16 protein-coding genes and 2 pseudogenes are annotated in these 18931 nt (G+C 73.0%); 7 read left to right on the top strand and 11 right to left on the bottom strand.

What is annotated here, in order from left to right; genetic code table 11:
• Nucleotides 1-61 precede the first annotated feature (61 nt).
• Complete coding sequence (locus GA0074692_RS16510; protein ID WP_091653584.1) at nt 62-1018, top strand: sporulation protein; 957 nt, start codon at nt 62-64, stop codon at nt 1016-1018.
• Nucleotides 1019-1136: 118 nt separating this feature from the next.
• Here the strand turns inward: GA0074692_RS16510 and GA0074692_RS16505 are convergent, their stop codons facing one another.
• The gene (locus GA0074692_RS16505) at nt 1137-1535 is read right to left on the bottom strand and encodes a hypothetical protein (RefSeq protein WP_091645629.1); all 399 of its coding nucleotides are present in this window, start codon (nt 1533-1535) and stop codon (nt 1137-1139) included.
• A 164-nt stretch (nt 1536-1699) separates the two neighbouring features.
• Nucleotides 1700-3742, bottom strand: a complete 2043-nt coding sequence (locus tag GA0074692_RS16500) for a glycerophosphodiester phosphodiesterase family protein (protein ID WP_245730335.1) — start codon at nt 3740-3742, stop codon at nt 1700-1702.
• A 239-nt stretch (nt 3743-3981) separates the two neighbouring features.
• Here GA0074692_RS16500 and GA0074692_RS16495 point away from each other — a divergent pair, with 239 nt between their 5' ends.
• Nucleotides 3982-4389, top strand: coding sequence for a hypothetical protein (locus GA0074692_RS16495; protein WP_091653582.1), 408 nt, complete (start codon nt 3982-3984; stop codon nt 4387-4389).
• Between the two features lie 340 nt (nt 4390-4729).
• Here GA0074692_RS16495 and GA0074692_RS36975 read toward each other — a convergent pair whose 3' ends face one another.
• The 3 genes from GA0074692_RS36975 to GA0074692_RS16480 all read right to left on the bottom strand — a co-directional run bounded on the left by GA0074692_RS36975 (nt 4730) and on the right by GA0074692_RS16480 (nt 9125).
• On the bottom strand, nt 4730-5149 hold the full coding sequence (locus tag GA0074692_RS36975) for a cold-shock protein (protein WP_091645625.1): 420 nt from the start codon (nt 5147-5149) through the stop codon (nt 4730-4732).
• Between the two features lie 363 nt (nt 5150-5512).
• A complete protein-coding gene (locus GA0074692_RS16485) occupies nt 5513-7738 on the bottom strand; it encodes a HelD family protein (RefSeq protein WP_245730687.1) in 2226 nt (741 codons plus the stop codon).
• A gap of 238 nt (nt 7739-7976) precedes the next feature.
• Complete coding sequence (locus GA0074692_RS16480; protein ID WP_091645621.1) at nt 7977-9125, bottom strand: LolA family protein; 1149 nt, start codon at nt 9123-9125, stop codon at nt 7977-7979.
• 95 nt (nt 9126-9220) lie between these two features.
• Between GA0074692_RS16480 and GA0074692_RS16475 the strand changes: the two genes are divergently transcribed.
• The gene (locus GA0074692_RS16475; RefSeq protein ID WP_091645618.1) at nt 9221-9877 is read left to right on the top strand and encodes a response regulator transcription factor; all 657 of its coding nucleotides are present in this window, start codon (nt 9221-9223) and stop codon (nt 9875-9877) included.
• 67 nt (nt 9878-9944) lie between these two features.
• On the top strand, nt 9945-11381 hold the full coding sequence (locus GA0074692_RS16470; RefSeq protein WP_245730686.1) for a sensor histidine kinase: 1437 nt from the start codon (nt 9945-9947) through the stop codon (nt 11379-11381).
• Nucleotides 11382-12474: 1093 nt separating this feature from the next.
• Here GA0074692_RS16470 and GA0074692_RS36970 read toward each other — a convergent pair.
• Nucleotides 12475-13392 (bottom strand): annotated as a pseudogene (locus GA0074692_RS36970) (tetratricopeptide repeat protein); the annotation flags it as partial.
• A 57-nt stretch (nt 13393-13449) separates the two neighbouring features.
• Nucleotides 13450-13914 carry a MarR family winged helix-turn-helix transcriptional regulator gene (locus tag GA0074692_RS16460; protein WP_091645613.1) on the bottom strand — a complete coding sequence of 155 codons (465 nt, stop codon included), beginning with the start codon at nt 13912-13914 and terminating at the stop codon, nt 13450-13452.
• Between the two features lie 58 nt (nt 13915-13972).
• Here GA0074692_RS16460 and GA0074692_RS16455 point away from each other — a divergent pair, with 58 nt between their 5' ends.
• Both GA0074692_RS16455 and GA0074692_RS16450 read left to right on the top strand, forming a co-directional pair.
• Entirely contained in the window at nt 13973-14494 is a 522-nt protein-coding gene (locus GA0074692_RS16455; protein WP_091653580.1) for a VOC family protein, read from the top strand.
• 140 nt (nt 14495-14634) lie between these two features.
• Complete coding sequence (locus GA0074692_RS16450; protein WP_245730334.1) at nt 14635-15654, top strand: hypothetical protein; 1020 nt, start codon at nt 14635-14637, stop codon at nt 15652-15654.
• A gap of 46 nt (nt 15655-15700) precedes the next feature.
• On the opposite strand, the pseudogene GA0074692_RS16445 reads toward GA0074692_RS16450, so the two are convergent.
• From GA0074692_RS16445 to GA0074692_RS16430, 4 genes and pseudogenes are all read right to left on the bottom strand, one after another.
• Nucleotides 15701-16132 (bottom strand): annotated as a pseudogene (locus GA0074692_RS16445) (ion channel); the annotation flags it as partial.
• A gap of 111 nt (nt 16133-16243) precedes the next feature.
• Nucleotides 16244-16429 carry a DUF4236 domain-containing protein gene (locus GA0074692_RS16440; protein ID WP_091653578.1) on the bottom strand — a complete coding sequence of 62 codons (186 nt, stop codon included), beginning with the start codon at nt 16427-16429 and terminating at the stop codon, nt 16244-16246.
• A 131-nt stretch (nt 16430-16560) separates the two neighbouring features.
• Complete coding sequence (locus GA0074692_RS16435; protein WP_091645608.1) at nt 16561-17016, bottom strand: RrF2 family transcriptional regulator; 456 nt, start codon at nt 17014-17016, stop codon at nt 16561-16563.
• A gap of 7 nt (nt 17017-17023) precedes the next feature.
• Nucleotides 17024-17902: a helix-turn-helix domain-containing protein gene (locus GA0074692_RS16430; protein ID WP_176738478.1), complete on the bottom strand. Its 879-nt coding sequence runs from the start codon at nt 17900-17902 to the stop codon at nt 17024-17026.
• A 170-nt stretch (nt 17903-18072) separates the two neighbouring features.
• On the opposite strand from GA0074692_RS16430, the gene GA0074692_RS16425 reads away from it, so the two are divergent.
• Nucleotides 18073-18849 carry an SDR family oxidoreductase gene (locus GA0074692_RS16425; protein WP_091653576.1) on the top strand — a complete coding sequence of 259 codons (777 nt, stop codon included), beginning with the start codon at nt 18073-18075 and terminating at the stop codon, nt 18847-18849.
• The last annotated feature ends 82 nt before the right edge of the window (nt 18850-18931 follow it).

Genomic DNA, 18931 nt, shown 5'->3' with positions numbered 1-18931 from the left:
GCGGAAGGTGACGGCCGGCTCCATCCTGGAGAGCCGGTCCGAGTTCCCGGGAGTTTGCGACATGGTCTTCAAGAAGATGTTGAGCGCGTTCGGGGTCGGCGGGCCGAGCGTGGACACCGTCCTCGCCAACCCGAACACCCGCCCCGGCCTCACCCTCGACGGCCAGGTCAACCTGGTCGGCGGGGACGCGCCGGCGAACGTCGAGCAGATCAGCATCGGGCTGGTCACCCGGGTCGAGGTCGAGACCGGTGACGGCGAGTACGCGGGGATCATGGAGTTCCACCGGATGGGGGTCAGCGGTCCGCTCCAGCTCGCCCCGAAGCAGCAGCTCTCCATTCCGTTCCAGCTTCCGGTGCCGTGGGAGACCCCGATCACCGACGTCTACGGCCAGCGCCTGCACGGCATGACCATGGGCCTGCGCACCGAGCTGGCGATCGCCCGCGCGGTCGACAAGAGCGACCTCGACCAGGTATCGGTCCACCCGCTGCCGGTGCACGAGCGCATCCTCGAGGCGTTCCAGCGCCTCGGGTTCCGCTTCAAGAACGCCGACCTGGAGCGGGGGCACATCTACGGCGTCCAGCAGACGCTCCCCTTCTACCAGGAGATCGAGTACTTCGCCGCGCCGCAGTACGCGCAGACGGTCAAGCAGGTCGAGCTGACCTTCGTGACCAGCCAGCAGGGCGTCGACGTGATCCTGGAGTGCGACAAGCGCGGCGGCTTCCTCACCCCCGGCCAGGACACCTTCGGCCGGTACACGGTCTCCCACGCCGACGCCGACCGGGTCGACTGGACCCAGGTGGTCGACGGGTGGCTCCAGGACACCGTCAACCGCTACGGCAGCATGCGCCCGCACGGCTACGCCCCGCAGGGCTACGGCCACGGGCACGGGCACGGCCGGGGTATGGGCATGGGCGGCGTGGTGGCCGGCGCGGCGCTCGGCGTGGCCGGTGGCATGATCGCCGGCGAGATGATCGAGGAGGCCTTCGAGGGCGACGACGGCGGCGACTTCGAGGAGTGACGATCCGCACCGGGGGCCGACGAGGACGGACCCCGGTCCGAACGACGACGGTGGCCTCCGGGGGAATCCCCCGGAGGCCACCGTCGGTGTGACGCCGGTCGGCGACCGCGCCTACCGGTCAGTGCCGGGCGGTACGCTCCGCGCCGCTACGGAAGGCGCTCCCGGCCTTGGCCAGGCCACGGCTACCCAGGTAACCGATGGTCAGCAGAGTGACCATGAACCAGGCGTTGTTGGCCCGGAAGATGTCCACTCCGGTCGAGTTCTTGCCGACCAGCTGCGAGGCGGCCAGAACGCCGATCACAGCAGCGACGTAGACCCAGAACTCGGTGGTGCGGAAAGCGTTCTTGGTCTCCGTACCGGGTGCCTGCATGGCCTCGCGCCGGCCGTCGTGCATCGCCGGCATCGGACGGGTCGGTGCCTCCGCCATCGCGCGGTTCGGCATGTCCTGTCCGGCCCGGTTCTGCATCTCCTGCGCCGGACGGTTGGCCGGCCTGGTGCTTGCAGCCTGCGTGCTCATCTGGTCCTCCTCAGGATGCGATGAGTCCTGCACCCACGCCCCCGCTCCGCGTTCCGGTCACGGCGCGGTACTCGGCGGGGCACCGCCTGGCTACCCGGTGCCGGTGGGGCAGTAACGCACCCCACCGGCCCGGATGACATCTGCGCCGGAGGCCGCCGGCCGGCTCAGCGCAGGCCGTTGCGGATCGCCACCTCGACCAGCAGTCGCGGGTCGTCGGTGATGACGCCGTCCACGCCGAGGTCGATGACCCGCTGCATCACCGCCGGGTCGTTGACCGTGTACGGGACCACCTTCAGCCCGTACCGCCGCTGGAGGGCCGGCACGTCCGGTCCGTGGTGGTAGGCCGGGTTCTCCCGCAGGTACCAGTCGGCGGACGCCACGGTGCCCTGCGCCGGGTCGTGCACCTGCCAGTTCGCCGACACCGTGGTCGCGCCGGAGGCGCGGACCAGCTTGCCCAGGTCCTGGTACCGCCACCAGTCCAGTCCGGCGGTCCACGGGCTCTGCACCGACGGGTCGTCGTAGACCGCTCGCAGCGAGCACTCGTCGGCGAGGCTGGCGCACTCGGCCGGGCCGTACTGCCAGATCAGGGCAACCGTCTCGATCCGCCGGTTCAGCTCGCGGGCGTGGGTGATGGTCCGCCAGTCGAAGGACTGGATGGTGGTCCGGCCCACCAGCCCGGCCCGCTCGACCGCCCGCACCAGCTTCCGGGTGAACTCCCGGTACCCGGCGGTGTCCGCCACCAGCGGGCTGATCTTCGTCTCGATGTTCAGCCGCACGTCGTCCCGGCCGCTGGTCCGGACCAGGTCGAGCACCTCGTCCAGGGTCGGGATGCGGGCGCCGGGCACGGGCACCTGGTGCGGCGCGTCCGGCGGGGTCAGCGTCCCGCAGTCCACGGTGCTGAGCTGGGCCAGGGTCAGGTCGTGCACCAGCTTCCCGACGTAGGGGAACTCCGGGTCACCCGGGGTGGCCGGGGCGGTGTCCTGGCAGTGGCTACCGTTGACCCGCCGGTCGTGCAGCACCACGAGGTGCCCGTCGGCGGTGACCCCGGTGTCCATCTCCAGGGTGGAGATGGCCGGGTTCTCCAGCGCGTACGCGAACGCGGGCAGGGTGTTCTCCGGCCGGTCCGCCCGGCCACCCCGGTGCGCCTGGATGTCGAACGGGGAGGCGTACCCGCGCGGCAGCTCGTATCCGCGCTCGGCGAGCAGGCCGCGCAACCGGTCCGGGTAGTCGGTGATGATGCCGTCCACGCCGTCGTCGACGAGCTTCGCCATGGTCGGTACGTCGTTCACCGTCCACGGGATCACCTTCAGCCCGTTGCGGTGCGCGTGCGCCACCATCTCCCTGGTCACGTACGGCCGGTAGCCGGGGTCGGTGACCGTGCCGTTCTGCGGGAAACCGTGCACCGGGGAGAACGCGTCCGCGCCGAAGCTGCGTACCGCGCGGACCGGGTCGCCGCCGAAGTCGTCGATGTCGATGCCACCCAGCCAGGGCGACGCGCCGGGCTGGCCGACCTGGAGGAAGTCGTAGTTGGTCAACGCGACCAGCGGCAGCTTCGGGTCGACCTGACGCATCCGCATCAGCGCGCCCCAGTCGAAGCTCTGGACGGTCACCTGGTCGCGCAGCCCGGCGGCGCGGATCTCGGCGGCGGTGACCTGCACGAACTGCTCCCGGGGCGCGGTCTCGTGCGGTGCGCCGGCCTCCACCTTGGTCTCGACGTTGAGCGTCACGTCGTCGGCCCGGTACCGCTTCACCAGGTCGAACACCTCGCGCAGCAACGGCATCCGGGCACCGGGCACGGCGAGCTGGCCCGGCCGGTCGGCCAGGGTCCTCGTGCCGCAGTCCAGGGTGCGCACCTGCGCCAGGTTGAGCGTGTTGACGTACTTCCCGACGTACGGGAACTCCGGGTCACCGGGGACGACCGGCGCGGTGTCCACGCACTTCGTCCCGCTCACCCGGCGGTCGTGGGTGACCACGGCCTGTCCGTCCTCGGTGATCTGGACGTCCAGCTCCAGGGTGGTCACCCCCAGTTGGAGCGCGTTGCCGAACGACGCGAGGCTGCTCTCCACCCGCAGGCCCAGCCCGCCCCGGTGGGCCTGCACGTCGAACGTCCGGTCCGGTCGCGGTCGCGCCTGCGCGGGCACGCTCAGCCCGGTCGTCACGATCGCCACCGCCAGGATCGCGGTGGCGGTACGGCGTACTGTCCGCACGCTTGCTCCCCTCGGGGGCGGGTGCGTCCCGCCAACCCGCCCGACAGCATCGCCGAGCGCGGTCGGCGCGCGGGCGAGCGGCAGACGACGGGCCGGTGAACCGCCGGGTACGAACATCGACGCCGGTGGTGCGGGGCGGACGACCGTGCTGGCCGGCGGGGGCGAACTGGTCGTCGCGGGCGGGGTTTAGCTGGAGCGGGGCCGGGCAGGCAGCGGGTCACCGACATTCCTGCGAGGTGATCCAGGTGTCCGACAGCATGCGCGAGTCCGCCCGGCGGACCGAGGACCGACTGCTCGCCGGGGTCTACGGCGAGGACGCCCTGAACGAGATGAACTCGCCCCCGACCGACGTGCAGCAGCAACTCCAGCGGGAGGACCCGGACGATCCGGCGCACGTGCCGATCGACCCGGAGGTGCTGCGCGACGGCGGCCCGACCCGGGGCCAGGGGGCGGTCACCACCACCGGCGGCACCGCCGGACCGGCGAGCGTACGCCGGTTGGCGCGGCAGCCCGAGCGGCATCCCGGCACGGTCGCGCCGACCACCACCGGGGACGCCACCACCGGTGGCCTGAGTACGCCGGCCGCCGGCTCCACCAGTGACCAGTCGGCCCCGGCCAGCCACACCGGCGGCTTCACCGACGACTGATTCGCATCAGAGGGGGCCAGGGCTTGTCCCCTCGGCTCCACGCAGGCAAAAGGCCGTTTCCGTACGTCGGAGGCGGCCTTTTGCCTGCTGTCGTGTGGCAGCCGCTGTGGGTGCCGTTCATGTGTGGCTAGTGGTTCCTTCGGGACGAAGGTCAGATGCGCCGCAGGCCGAGAGCCCGTGAGGGCCGGTACCAGGGAGTGGGCCGAGCAGACCATCGCCTGACCCACCATCGTCCGTGCAAGCCGTCAGGGCCGTCTTGACGTGCGGATCGGACGGCGGCCCGCTCGCGCGATGGGCGGCTCGATGGCCGGTGGACTGGCGAGTGGGGCCGCTGCGGAACTTACTTGTTGTAGAGCCTCGCGACGAGCAGGCTCGCGCCGAACCCCACCCCGAGGACCGGGGCCCACCATTCAGGAAGCTGCCAGCCCCCGAACATCGCTATGGCGGTGAACACCATCATCCCTGTTGGCACCGCCAACAGCGCCATGACCAGGAGTATGGGCCTCGCTGATGGGGGTGACTGGCCGGACGTGCCTCGCCCTGGCATGCGCCTCCCGAGCGGGGTGACCTCGACTGCGCGCGGAGTCCCGTCGGCCTCGACCTCGACCGCGTACGACACCCGCTCGCCCTCCTCCAAGGTCTTGTAGCCGAGCATCTGGATGTCGAAGAAGCGCACAAGTAGGACAGGGCCGCCGGCGTCGGGCGTGATGAAGCCGTAGCCCTTTTCGCTGTTGAAGTCTCTGACGTAGCCCTCGGCCATCCAGCACCCGCCTCACGATTACTCATCGTCCCGTCGGTTATCTCTAACACCAATGCCGGCGTCGGTGCCGTGGTTCGGAGCCGGGCCGCCATGTTGCGCCTCCGCACCCCCCGCAATCCGCGTATCGACGAAACTAGCTGACAAACATGACCACGAGAAACCGATCGACGGGTACAGACCGGGCAAGATCCGGAACACATACGGAATGATCAGGCGCATCGCCGGGACACCGTCGGGCTCCGGCTCGGCCACTTGCCTTGATCAACTCCATGTCGCCGAAACGGCGGTGTCCGAGGGCGACGGACACCGCCGTTTCGGCGGAACCGAGCGGCCGACCGTGGCCAGCCGGGGGCACCCGGGAGGTCAGGGGGTCAGCGGACGGAGGGTGGTCAGGCGTTGGGTGGCGCGGGTGAGGGCGACGTAGAGGTCGCTGTCGCCACGCGGCGACTCGGCGACGATCGCGTCCGGGTCGACCAGCAGGACGGAGTCGAACTCCAGGCCCTTGGCCTGCGCGACGGTCAGCACCACGAGCTGGCTCTCCAGCTCCGGGTGCTCGCCCACCGCCGCCTCCGGCAGCGCGCCGGTCACCGCCGCGCCCAGCTCGTCGACCCGACCGGCCGGCACGATCACGCCGAGCCGGCCGTCGCCGAGGCCGGTCACCTCCCGGAGCGCCTCGTCGACCAGTTCGGCGGCGAGCCGCTCCGGGGCGACCGTACGATCGACCGGCTCGACGCCGGTGCTGCGTACCGAGCGGGGCGGACGCAACCCGGGGTCGATCCGGGCGAGCACGTCGGCGGCGACCGCCATGATCTCCGCCGGGGTGCGGTAGCTGACGGTCAGCTCCTCCAGCCGCCACCGGTCGGCCACGTACGGCTCCAGCGCCACCCGCCAGGACGCGGTGCCGGCGAGCGCGCCGGTCTGCGCGACATCCCCGACGATGGTCATCGACCGGCTCGGGCAGCGGCGCATCAGCAGCCGCCAGCCCATCGGCGACAGCTCCTGCGCCTCGTCCACGATGACGTGCCCGAACGCCCAGTTCCGGTCGGCGGCGGCCCGCTCGGCGGTGGTCAGGGTGTCCCCGGTCTCCTGCCGTTCCAGCAGCCGGTCGGCGTCGAGCAGGTCGGTGACCCCGAGGATCTCACCGCCGTCCGCCTCGTCCTCCACGTCGATCGAGCGGGAGCCCCGCCAGATCTCCAGCACGCCCTCGGCATACTCGCGGGCCTGCGCGCGGATCCGTTCCCGCCGGGCCGCCGCCGCCCGGTCGTCCTCGCCGAGCAGTTCGGCGGCCTCGTCGAGCAGCGGCGCGTCGGAGGGCGCCCAGCCACCCGGTTCGCGGTGTAGCAGCGCCCGTTCGTCCGCGTCGAGCATGGGCGCGGCGGTGGCGATCCGGTCCGGGTCGGCGAACAGGTCGGCGAGCAGGCGTTGCGGGGTGAGCACCGGCCAGAGCTGGTCGAGCACCGCCCGTACGTCGGGTTCCTCCCGCAGTTCCCGGCGGATCTCGGCGACGTCGGCCTCGTCGAGCAGGTTCTCCCCACCGAGCGGGTCCGCGCCGATCCGCTCGGCCTCCTGGTCGGCGAGGGCGTGGATGATCTCGATGTCGAACAGCGCGCGGGCCAGGTTGTGCGGCCGGCCCGAGCGGCTGGCCCGCTCGCGGGCCGCCCGGCAGGTCTCCGGGGTGAGGGTCAGCCTGTCCCGCTGTTCGAGTTCGATCTGCAACGGCTCGTCCGGCACCCACTGCCGGTCCTGTACTGCGTTGGCAAGAACCTCGGTCATCACCAGCCGGCCCTTGAGCGCTGCGACCTCGGCCGACTCGGCGCGGCGGGCGGTCACGCCGGGGAAGAGGTCCCCCGGGGTACGGAGCAGCACGCCGGTCTCAGCCAGCGTCGGCAGCACCTGGGAGATGTAGCGCAGGAACGTCACGTTCGGCCCGACCAGCAGCACGCCCCGGGTGGACAGCTCCCGGCGGTGGGTGTAGAGCAGGTACGCGGCGCGGTGCAGCGCGACCGCGGTCTTGCCGGTGCCCGGCCCGCCCTGGACGACCAGCACCCCGCCCAGGTCGGCCCGGATCACCCGGTCCTGTTCGGCCTGGATGGTCTCGACGATGTCCCGCATCCGACCGGTCCGGCTGGCGTTCAGCGCCGCCAGAAGGGACGCCTCACCGGTCAGTTCCTCGTGCGCGGTGGGGGAGGCGCTGGCCAGGTCGAGGGTCTCGTCGTGCAGCCCGACCACCTTGCGGTCCCGGGTCCGCAGGTGCCGGCGACGGCGTACGCCCTGGGGGTTGGCCGCCGTGGCGAGGTAGAACGGCCGGGCGGCCGGGGCCCGCCAGTCCATCAGCAGCGGGTCGTAGTCGTCTCCGGTGTCGAAGATGCCGATCCGGCCGATGTACCGGCGGGAGCCGTCGTCGGAGTCCAGCCGGCCGAAGCAGAGGCCCTGCTCCACGGCGGAGAACTGCTCCACCTGCTCGGCGTACATCCGCACGACGGTGTCCCGCTGGGACCGGGCCTGATCGGTACCGCCATCGCTGCGCAGTTCCTCGGCCAGTCGGCGGGCGGCCTGGTCTCGCAGCCCGTCCAGCCGGCGGTAGAGCATCGAGACGTACTCCTGCTCACGGCCGATCTCGTCGGTGTGCTGCTGCTCGTCGGACTGCGTTGACAAGCCCTCTCCCAATTCGCTAGAATAGCGCTGAACGGCCATTTCTAATGGTCGTTCTTTTTGTGTCTGAACTGAGAAAGATAGCCTGCCCCGGCGGTGCCGACCAAGTTCCGGGAAAGAATTCGCGTCACCGGAACGGGTTCCGGTGACGCGAATCATGGGGTGAGCGGACGGGTCAGCCGCGGGCGACCTCGTAGAGCCGCTCCGGAGTGACCAGGCCGGCGATCACCCGGCCGTCGTCGGTGAGCAGCACGCTGAAGACCGTCCCGGAGAAGAGCCGGCCGCTGCCCCAGGCCCCGCTGACCTTCGGCAACTGGTTGAGCAGGTCCAACCCGGCGGCGGCGTCGCGTCCCTCCGGCTGGCTGGCAGGGGCGTCCTGCCCGGTCGGCCGTCCGGCGGGGGCGAGGTTGTCGGTCCGGGCGACCAGCACGGCAGCCCAGCCCTCACCGACCATCTTGACGTCCCGCTCCTGCTTCCCGGCCGGCTTCTGCGGACGCTCGGGCTTCTGGGGACGCTCGGGCCGGGCACCGGTGGACTTCTCCTCGTTCACCTTGACGCCGGGCGGCGGGTTGAAGGTGAACTGGTCGGCGTCCGGGCGGTTGAAGTCGACCTGGGTGAAGGCCACCTCGATCGCCGGGGCGTCCGCCGCGTCGGCGAAGAGCTCGAAGCGCAGCGGCACGTGCTCCTTCGCGTCCAGCGCGATCCGCACCTGGTCGACCAGGGAGGCGGCGTCCCGCGGCTTCAACACCAGCTCGTACGCGTCGCGCCCGGCCACCGTCGCGGACCGGCCGACGCTGACCTCGGTGGTCGGGTCGATCGCGGCCAGCGCCCGGTCGGCGGCCTCGGCCGGGGTGATCGGCAGGTCCGAGGCCTCCTCGGGGCGCTGCGCGGCGTCGGCCGGCAGCGTCCGGTGGTACGCCTCGTTGTTCTTGCTGCTCCAGACCCACAGGTCGGTGCCGTTACGGATGACGTCCCGCTCGCCGAGGGTGTCCTTGAACGCGATCCGCGCCTTGTCCGGCCCGGAGTACCAGACCCGCATGGTGTGCGTGCCGGCGACCAGGGCGGTCAGGTTCTCGCTGCGCTCCGCCATTGTGGCAACCAGCGGCGGCAGGCCGAGGTCGGCGCGCTGCACCACCGTGCCGGAGAGCCCCTCCAACCGGGACGTCTGCAGGTCGACCAGAAGCTGTGCGGCGCTCCTCGGCGGCAGACTCGGCTCGGCCTCGGCGGCGAACTGGCCGAGCGCCGCGCCACCGCCGATCACGACGACCGTCGCGGCCGTCGGCACGATCCAGCGCAGCGCCGGTCGGCTTGTCAGAACAGACATGTGCACCTCCTATGTCGTCATCCTGCCCGACCCATGCTGTGAGGGGGCTGAGGAAGCCGAAACCGCCGGCGGCGCCACGGTGGCACCCTTGACCCGTGCGACTGCTGGTGGTGGAGGACGAGACCCGGTTGGCCGGGACGCTGCAACGGGGACTCCAGGCGGAGGGCTTCGCGGTGGACGTGGCGACCACCGGTCCGGCGGGGCTGGAGGCCGCCCGGCACGGCGGTTACGACGCCATGATCCTCGACGTGATGCTCCCCGGGCTCTCCGGCTACGAGCTGGTGCGCCGGTTGCGCGCGGAGGCGCACTGGCTGCCGGTGCTCATGCTCTCCGCCAAGGACGGCGAGTACGACCAGGCCGACGGACTGGACTGCGGGGCCGACGACTACCTCACCAAACCCTTCTCGTACGTGGTGCTGCTGGCCCGGCTGCGAGCCCTGCTGCGCCGGGGCGCGCCGCAACGCCCCGCCGTGCTGACCGTCGGCGACCTCTGCCTCGACCCGGCCGCCCGGCGGGTGACCCGGGGCGACGCCGAGATCGCCCTGACCGCCCGGGAGTTCGCGCTGCTGGACTACCTGATGCGCCGCCCCGGCGAGGTGGTCAGCAAGACCGAGTTGCTCGACCACGTCTGGGACGCCAGTCTGGAGACCGCGCCGAACGCGGTGGAGGTGTACGTCGGCTACCTCCGCCGCAAGATCGGCCGGCACCACCTGGAGACCGTCCGGGGCGCCGGCTACCGGCTCACGCCGTGACCGGCCGCCGTACGGTCGCACCGCCGGTGGGGACGCCGTGAGCCGCCCGGCCGGCCGGGCGCGCGGGTTGCCCGCCCTCGGGCTGCGCGGCCGGCTGACCCTGGTCAGCGTCCTCGGGCTGGCCGTCGGGCTGGCGGTCGGCGGGCTGGCCCTGCTCGGCGCCCTCGGCCACGTCCTGCAACGCAGCGTGGACGACGAGGCGTTCCGGACCGCCGACGCGGTGGCGCTACTCGCCGCCGAGGACGCCCTGCCCGATCCGCTTCCGGTCGCCGCCGGGCAGGTCCGCGTCCAGGTGGTCGACGCGCGGGGACGGGTCCGCGCCGCCTCGATCGACGCCGACCGCCTGGTGCCGATGCTGCCGGCGGACCGGATCGACCACGACACGCGGCAGCGCACCTTCGTCCGGGGCGAGCGGCTGGGACTCCCCGGCCGGGTGCGGGTGGTCAGCGTGCCGACCGGTACGCCGTCCGAGCCGCTGACCGTCCTGGTCGGCAGGTCCATGACGGACGTGACCCGGAGCGCCCAGGTCGTCCAGCTCGTCCTGCTGGCGGGCATCCCCCTGCTGGTGGTGGTCATCGGTGGGGTGACCTGGCGGGTGGTCGGGGCCACCCTGCGCCCGGTGGAGGCGCTGCGCAGCGGGGCAGAGGAGATCACCGGCCGGGCCGGCGGTGGGCGCCTACCCGTGCCGGCGTCCCACGACGAGATCCACCGGCTGGCGGTCACCCTCAACGACATGCTGGCCCGATTGGAGGCGGCCCGGGCCCGGCAACGGGCGTTCCTCGCCGACGCCGCCCACGAACTGCGTAGCCCGCTGACGAACATGCGCACCGAACTGGAGGTGGCCGGGCGGCTGGGGGAGCGGACCGACTGGCCGGTGGTGGCCGGGGACCTGCTCGCGGACACCGAACGGCTCAGCCGCCTCGTCGACGACCTGTTGCTGCTGGCCCGCCTGGACGAGGCCGGGAACACCGGCGGCACCGGAGCCCCGGGCCGGGTGGCCGGGCGTGGGCGGCGGGCCACCGGGCCGGTCGAGCTGACAGCGCTGACCCGGGCCGTCGCCGCCCGCTTCCCCTCCCCACCGGTACGGGTCGTGCCGGCGTCCGGACCTCGGTGGACGGTCGGCGACCCGGACGAACTGCACCGCGTGCTGACGAACCTCATCGACAACGCGGTCCGCCACTGCCGGAGCACGGTCGTGGTCGAGGTGATCGGCCCCGACCCGGCTCCCGACGTGACTTCCGACCCGGACACCCACCTGGTCACCGTGACCGACGACGGACCGGGCATCCCACCCGCCGACCGGGAACGGGTCTTCGACCGGTTCACCCGGCTGGACGACGCCCGGGACCGGGACGCCGGTGGTGCCGGTCTGGGCCTGGCCATCGTCCGGGAACTCGTCCGGCTGCACCACGGCACGGTGTGGCTGGCCGATGCCGGACCGGGGCTGCGTGTCTCGGTGCGCCTGCCGGCCCTGCCGGACCAGGAAACCGACCCGGAGAGCTGACCGGCCCGGAGAGCTGGCTCAGTTTCGCTTCGTGCGGGCCGGTTCAGTTTCGCTTCGTGCAGGCCGGTTCAGTTTCGCTTCGTGCAGACCGGTTTGGCCCGGCCGACGGTCTCCGTCGAGTGGACGACCGCGACGGTGAAGCAGTAGTCGATGCCCCGGTCGAGTCCGTAGACGATGTAGTTGGTCGCGCCGGGGGCAACTCCTGGTAGGGGTGGGGATCGCGGCCGACCTGGCCGCCGGAGACCACCACCGGCCCGTTCGCCCCGGCCGGGTACGTCCAGCTCAGCGTGACGGTGTCCCGGTTGTCGCGCAGGCTCACCCCGCTGGGCGGGACACCGGGTGCGGCGGATGCCGGTTTTCCGGTGCCGCTGGGCGACGCGCCGGGGGTCGGCGGGGTGCCCGGACCGGGTGGCGGCGACTGCCCGGCCGGATCGTCGACCCGGGCCACCCCGGCGATCACCGCTCCCGTGCCGAGCAGCACCACGACCACCCCGGCGACGATCAACGGCGCGAGCCGCCGGGGCGGGTCGTCCGGCGGGCGGGGGACGTGCACCGGCAGCCGTGAGCCGACCGGCACCGGCAGGTGGGCGACCCGGCGTACGCCCGGGGACTCCTCCGGGTGCCGCCCGCCGGCCTGGCCGTGCCCACCGGTAGGCCCCGTCTGGTCCGCCACGCCGGTGAACCCGACCACTGTGGGCGGCAGCGTGGAAGCGGCCGGGCCACGGTCGCCGGCCGGCTCGTCCGGACGGTCCACCTCTCCCTCGGGCGGCCACCAGTCGTCGGCGTCCGGGTCGTCGTACTGGCCGGCGGACCACCGGTCGGGCGGGTACGAGCTGCCGTCGGACGGGTACCGGTGGTTCACGTTCGGCCGGGTGGCGGCGGTTCCGGTGGTCTCGTCGGCGTACCCCGGGGCGGCTGCGCCGTACCCGGGCTCGTGGGGGTAGCCGGTCCGGTCGGCGTATCCGGCTTCGTCGGTGGACCAGGCTTCGTCGGCGGGCCAGGCTTCGTCGGCGGCGTGCCGGTGCCCGTTGCTGGTCGTGCGCTCGTCCGGGTGGGGAACGGTGGGCGGCTGGTACCGGTCGGCGCCGGCCGGGTACGGATCACCGGGGACACCGGAGTCGCCGGTCTCCTCGGGTGCGCGTGGCCGCGGCACCGCGCCGTGGCCGGCGGCTGTCCCGTACCCCGCTGCCGACCCCGACCGGACGGCGTCAGGGTGGTCGTCCGGCTCGGGCGGCCAGTACCCACCGGCGCCCGCCTCGTCCGCCGTCGGGGTCCGCGCCGCCGGCACCACGGGCGGTTCGGCGTCGTCGACGCGGTCGCAGGCGTGGTCCGGGTTGGCGGCGGCCCGGGCCAGGCCGGCCACCTGGGCGGCGAGCGGGTCGTCCGGGGCGAGGTGCTGCCGGCACAGCTCCCGGGCCAGGGCCAGGTTGTCGTGCGCGTCGGTGAAGTGGCCGCAGTCACGCTGCATCGCGCCGAGCCGGGCGAGCATCTTGATCCCGCTGACGTGCCCGTCGCCGTACACCTCGCGGTGCAGCTCCCAGGCGTCCTGGAGGCGCTCCCGGGCGACCGTGCACTCGCCCCGGGCGTATTCGACGGTGGCCAGGTCGGCGTGGGCGGCGAGCACCCGCAGCGACTCGGGACCGTCGAGCGCGGTCAGCTCGATGATCACTTCCTGGTAGAGCCGGGCGGCGCGGGCGTAGCTGCCGACCCGGTGCAGCACCGCAGCGAGGGTGGCGGCGGCGGCCACGGTCCGCTGGTCGGCCGAGCCGTACAGCCGGGTCGTCGCGGCGTATGCGAACGCCGCCCATCCCCGGGCGGAGTGCGGCTCGCCGAGGGTGACCAGTACCCGGGCCTGGAGGCTGGCGGCCTCGGCCAGCTCGGGTGAGGCGTTCGCCGGACGCGGATCCGCGTCCGCGAGGGCGTCGGCGAGCAGCTCCTGGGCGCCGGACAGGTCGCCGGCGGCCACGAGCTGGTGCGCCTGGTCGGTCAGTTCACCGAAGGGGGAGGCCACGCCTCATCGTGCGCATTCCGCGACGGTATGTACAAGACCCCTCAGGCGGCAGTTTGGTCAGGATAAGGGTCGATCGACACCCAGATGGTCCACGAGGGACTCGCTGAGCCGGCGCAACTGGTCGACCTGCGCCGGGCTGAGCGCGTCGAACAGGTGACGGCGTACCCCCTCGACGTGGCCGGGCGCGGCAGCGGCGAGCGCGGCGAAGCCCTCGTCGGTGAGCACGGCGAACTGCCCCCGGCGGTCGGTCGGACAGTCCCGGCGGCGTACCCAGCCGGCGGCCTCCAGTCGGGCAACCGCGTGCGACAGGCGGCTGCGCGAGGAGCCGGTGGCCAGGGCCAGGTCGGTCATCCGCAGCTCCCGCCCGGGTGCCTCGGAGAGCCGGACCAGGATCTCGTAGTACGCGTGCGGCATGCCGGCGTCGCGTTGCAGCTCACGGTCGAGGGTTTCCATCAGCGCCCGGGAGGCGGCCAGGAAGGCCCGCCAGGTGCGTTGCTCGTCGGGGTCCAACCACCGCGTCATGGGTCCATCATACGGCAACTAGTTGAGCGTTCAACAAAATCGCGCTACCGTGGTCGGCATGGGAATCCACCGCCTCAACCACGCTGTCCTCTTCGTCCGTGAGGTCGAGCGCAGCGTCGCCTTCTACCGCGACGTGCTCGGCTTCCGCCGGGTGCCGATGACCCCGGACGGCTTCACCGGCGCCGCCTTCCTCCAGGCGCCCGGCTCGACCAACGACCACGACCTCGGCCTCTTCGAGATCGGTGCGGCCGCCGGCCCGTCCGAGGCAGGCCGGCGCACCGTCGGGCTCTACCACCTGGCCTGGGAGGTCGACACCCTCGACGAACTGGCCGCCACCGCCGAGCGGCTCGCCGAGGCCGGCGCACTGGTCGGCAGCTCCGACCACGGCACCACCAAGAGCCTCTACGCCCGCGACCCGGACGGGCTGGAGTTCGAGGTGGTCTGGCTGGTCCCCGCCGACCGGCTCGACGACGCGGCCCGTGCCGCGCGCACCCGGATCGGTCGGCTCGACCTGGACCGCGAGCGGCAGCGCTACGGCGGGCAGACCCGGGGCGGGGTCGGCGTCTCCGTCCCGGCCTGATCCGGGGCGGCCCGGCCACCCCTGACCCGGCGCGGCCCGTTCGCCCCCGGCCCGGATCGGGCCCGGCCACCCCGACTCGGAGCGGCCCGTTCGCCCCCCGGCCCGTCGGGTCCACGCCGGCCGCCTGGTAGAACCACAGGATGCCGCGTGACCTGTACGACGCCGTCCTGGGCGGGCTCATCGCCCGCCAGCTCGACACCTGGCTCACCGGGGCGCTGCGCCGCTCGCGGCGGGTCACGCTCGCCCTCGCGTACGCCGGCCCGGCGGGCGGGACCGTCGAGGCCGCCCTGGACGCCCTGACCGACGCCGCCGACCGGATACGCGGCCAGCGCGTCACCGTGGTGCTGCTCGGCGTCGACCCGGACCTGCCGGCCCGGCTCGGGGCGGTGACCTCCCGCCTCCCCGCCGACGTGGCCGTGTACCCCGTACCCGGTGCGCCGGACCGACTGCCGGTGGCGCTGAAAGCCGCCGGCGCGGCCGGCGCACCCACCTTCACCGTCCTCGCCGACCCGGCCGGCGTCGTGCTGGGCGGGCCGGCGGCGACGCCCCTTCTCACCGCTGCCGCAGCCGGCCGTCCGGCCGACCTGCTGCTCGCCGTGCCCGCCGACGCGGACGGCCCGGCCGCACTCCACCGGGCCGGCTTTCCGCTGGTCACCGGGGTCGAGACGGGCCCGACCGACGACGACCCGGCCCGGCTGCTCGCCCTCGGCACCAGCTCGGACCGCAACCTGGAGGCGGTCAAGGAAGCCATCTGGCAGGTCGGTGCGACGGCGGGACTCCGGTACCGGGACATCGACGGGGTGCCGCGCGACCTCACCGCCACCCCGGACGCCGACCGGCTCGGCGCGCTGCTGGTCGCCGAGCTGACCCGCTCCGGCCCCCGTACCGTGACCGAGCTGCGTCGGCACGTGCTGACGACCACCCCGTACCGGGCCGCCGACGCGGTGCGGGCGCTGACCGTGCTGCTGGACGCCGGCACGGCGACCCGGGAACCGGCGGACGGCCGGCTCGGCGGGGACGTGCTCATCCACCCGACGGCGGAGTCCCGGTCGATGGGGGAGTCCCGGGCGATGGGGGAGTCCCGGGCGGCGGCGGAGGCTCGGCCGACGGGGGAGTCTTCTGCGGCGGGGTCGGCGCGGGCCGCTCGGTCAGACGCCTGAACAGGATCGACACCCCGGTGGCGACGACGCCGATGCTGAAGACCATCTGCCCGCCGACCACCGCCCGGGCGACCTGCCCCTGGGCGTGCACGTCGCCGTAGCCGATCGTGGTGAGGGTGGCGAGCGAGAAGTAGAGCGCGTCGATCCGGGTCCGCAGGCTGACGAACTGCGTCGGGTCGCTGATCGCGATGACGTAGTCGGCGAGCGCGAAGGTGAGCACCCCGGCGACCAGCCCCACCGCGAGGTGCCAGAGGGCGGTGGACTGTCCGTCGTCAGCGAATTGCCGGCGCACCTGCCCGGTGACCAGCCGTACGACCACCAGCACCAGCACGACGGTGCCCAGAGTCCGCAGCGCCAGCCGGACACCGTTGGCGCCCGGTTCGACCGGGACGACGAAGTACGCGACCAGGAGCAGCGCCGACGCCCACAGCGCGTGCCGGCGTTCGCGCCGGTAGGGCCGCCGCCGCTTCCGGGTCATGGCGCGATTGTCGACCCTGCGCCGCCGACCACCGGCCGGAACGGGGAACTCCGCACCCGGCATACGTCGAGGGGTGCCGGTAGTCCACCGGCACCCCTCGACGTCAGAGTGCTACGCCCGCGACCGGGACTTGTCCTGCTTCCAGGAGAGCGGGCCGGGCAGGTCGACCCGGTGCGCCCGGGCCCGGGAGTTCCAGGACCAGCGGCCGATCTTCACGCTCCAGGAGGAGAAGCCGTTCTCGGTGAAGTTGAGGATCAGCGGACCGTACTTCTTGCGCTTCCGGAACATCAGGCCCATACCGGGGCCTCCCTTCGTGACCAGCCGTTCGTGTCTGGTGTCGAACATGCCCGGATGGCCGTTTCACGAAACCTGGTTCGGTCCACAGGGGAGCGCTCCCGGCGGTCGCACACCGGTTCACCCGGTGCTGCTCAGCGCGGCTCCCAGGCGCCCGGCCGGGTGGTCAGCCGCCGGACGTGGGCCGGCAGCCGGCCGCTGGACAGGTCGGCCAGGGTCACCTCGTCGACGACCTGCCGGACGGCGGCCCGGACGGCGACCCAGAGGCGGGGCAGGTTCTCCGCCGCGCCCAGGTACTCGGTCTCCTCCGGGCGTACGCCCCGGACACCGGCCAGCGGCCCGTCCACCGCCCGCAGGATCGCCCCGATGGCGATCTCCCGGGGTGGCCGGGCCAGGGTGTACCCGCCCTCGGCCCCCCGCTGGGCCCGGACGATGCCGGCCCGGCGCAGGTCCGCCAGGACGGCTTCGAGGAACTTGCGCGGCATGTCCTGCTCCGCGGCGATGGTCTGAGTGGAGAGCAGCGAAGGGTACGCGGAGGCGAGGCTCAGCGTCGCCCGTACCGCGTAGTCGCCGCGTGCCGAGATTTGCACGGTGTCATCATGCCCGGTCGGTCCAATGCGGCGGCCGAGGGCGGGTGATCCGGGCGGGGGCGGCGACCCGCCCACCGGTCGCCCGGAAGGCACCCGGGCTCAGCCCGACCTCCCGGCTGAAGAACCGGCCGAAGTTGGTCGGCTCCGGGAAACCGAGATACCGGCCGATCCGCGCGATCGGCTCGTCGGTCGCCGCGAGCATCCGGCGTGCCTGCAACGCCACCCGCTCGTCGATGACCTGCTTGGCGCTGCGTCCGGTCACCGCCAGGCAGGCCCGGGTGAGGGTACGCACCGAGCAGCCCAGCCGGTCGGCGTAGTCCTCGACCCGGCGGGTGTACCGGTAGTGGTGCTCGACATCCCGGCAGAGCCGCCGGAACGTACGGGAATCCGTTCCGTTCACCGGGGCGCCGGTCAGTGTCAGGCGCAGCAGCAGGACGGCGAGTTGGAGCCGGAGCAGGCTCTCGCCGGCCGGGCCCCGCTGCCGGCGGCAGTCCACCACGAGCTGGCTGACCTCGTTGATCACCGCTTCCTCGTCCTCGCCGACGAGTTGGGTGTGGGTCGGCACCGTGTCCGGGTCGACGTCCAGCCCGTGCAGGGCGACGGCACCCCAGCGCAGCACCACCGCGTCCAGCGCGTCGGTGCGCCGCACCGCCTGACCGGGTCGGAGCCGCAGCATGGTGCCCGGTCGGCAGGGGAGTGGGCGGAAGTCCACCTCGAGGGTGCCGTGACCGCCGGTGACCAGGATCAGGTGGTCCGCCTCGATCAGCACCGGCCGCCGCCACGCCGGGTCGGGGCCGAGATCACCCAGCGTGAGGGATCGGATCCCGGTGGAGGTCGGCGCGGGACAGGCGTCCGTGGCCGGGGCGAGCTGACCGGAAGAGACCATCACCAACGACGGTAGTCCGCTAGATCGCCAACCGCATGTCGGCGGGTGTGGCGGACAGGATTCGGGGTGCGGCTGCAGCCCCGCCAGCGGGTCCGGACGACTAGGCTACCGGTCGGTAGCGCCCGGTCGGCCGGACGCGGGCGGCCCCGCCGACGCGCGATGGGATGAGCATGACGGATCTGTTCTCGGTCGAAGGCAAGACGGTCCTGGTCACCGGAGGCTCGCGAGGTATCGGGCTGATGATCGCCCGGGGCTTCGTCCAGGCCGGGGCGGAGGTGATCATCTCCTCCCGGAAGGCGGACGTCTGCGAGCACGTCGCCGCCGAACTGTCCGCGTACGGGCGGTGCGTGGCGATCCCCGCCGACCTCGGTGCCGACGGTGGGGCGGAGGCGTTGGCCACCGCTGTCCGGGAACACACCCCTCGGCTCGACGTGCTGGTGAACAACGCCGGGGCCACCTGGGGCGCGCCGCTGGAGGCGTACCCGGACAGCGCCTTCGACAAGCTCTGGGCGGTCAACGTCAAGGCGGTGTTCCGGCTCACCGCCGCACTGCTGCCCGTGCTGCGCGCGGCGGCCAGCGCCGACGACCCGGCCCGCGTGATCAACATCGGTTCGGTGGACGGCATCCGCGTACCGTTCATGGAGGTGTACGCCTACTCGGCCACCAAGGCGGCCGTGCACATGCTCACCCGCAGCCTCGCCCACCAGCTCGCCGCAGAGCACGTGACGGTCAACGCGATCGCGCCCGGCCCGTTCGAGAGCAAGATGATGGCGTTCGCGCTCGATGACCCGGCCACCCGGGCCACCATCGAGCAGCAGGTGCCCCTGGGTCGCATCGGCCGCCCCGAGGACATGGCCGGCACCGCGATCTACCTGGCGTCCCGCGCCGGGGCGTACCTGACCGGCGCGATCATCCCGGTCGACGGCGGAATCACCACGCACGGTTGAGCGCGACCGGCCGCTTCCGGCGGGCGGTGGACCGTACGCCAGTGGGCGACGGCGTGCGGTAACGGGTGGTGGGTCCCGGTCG

It is taken from the genome of Micromonospora pallida, assembly GCF_900090325.1.
Lineage (GTDB): Bacteria > Actinomycetota > Actinomycetes > Mycobacteriales > Micromonosporaceae > Micromonospora > Micromonospora pallida.
This window is presented reverse-complemented; position numbering and strand designations above follow the sequence as displayed.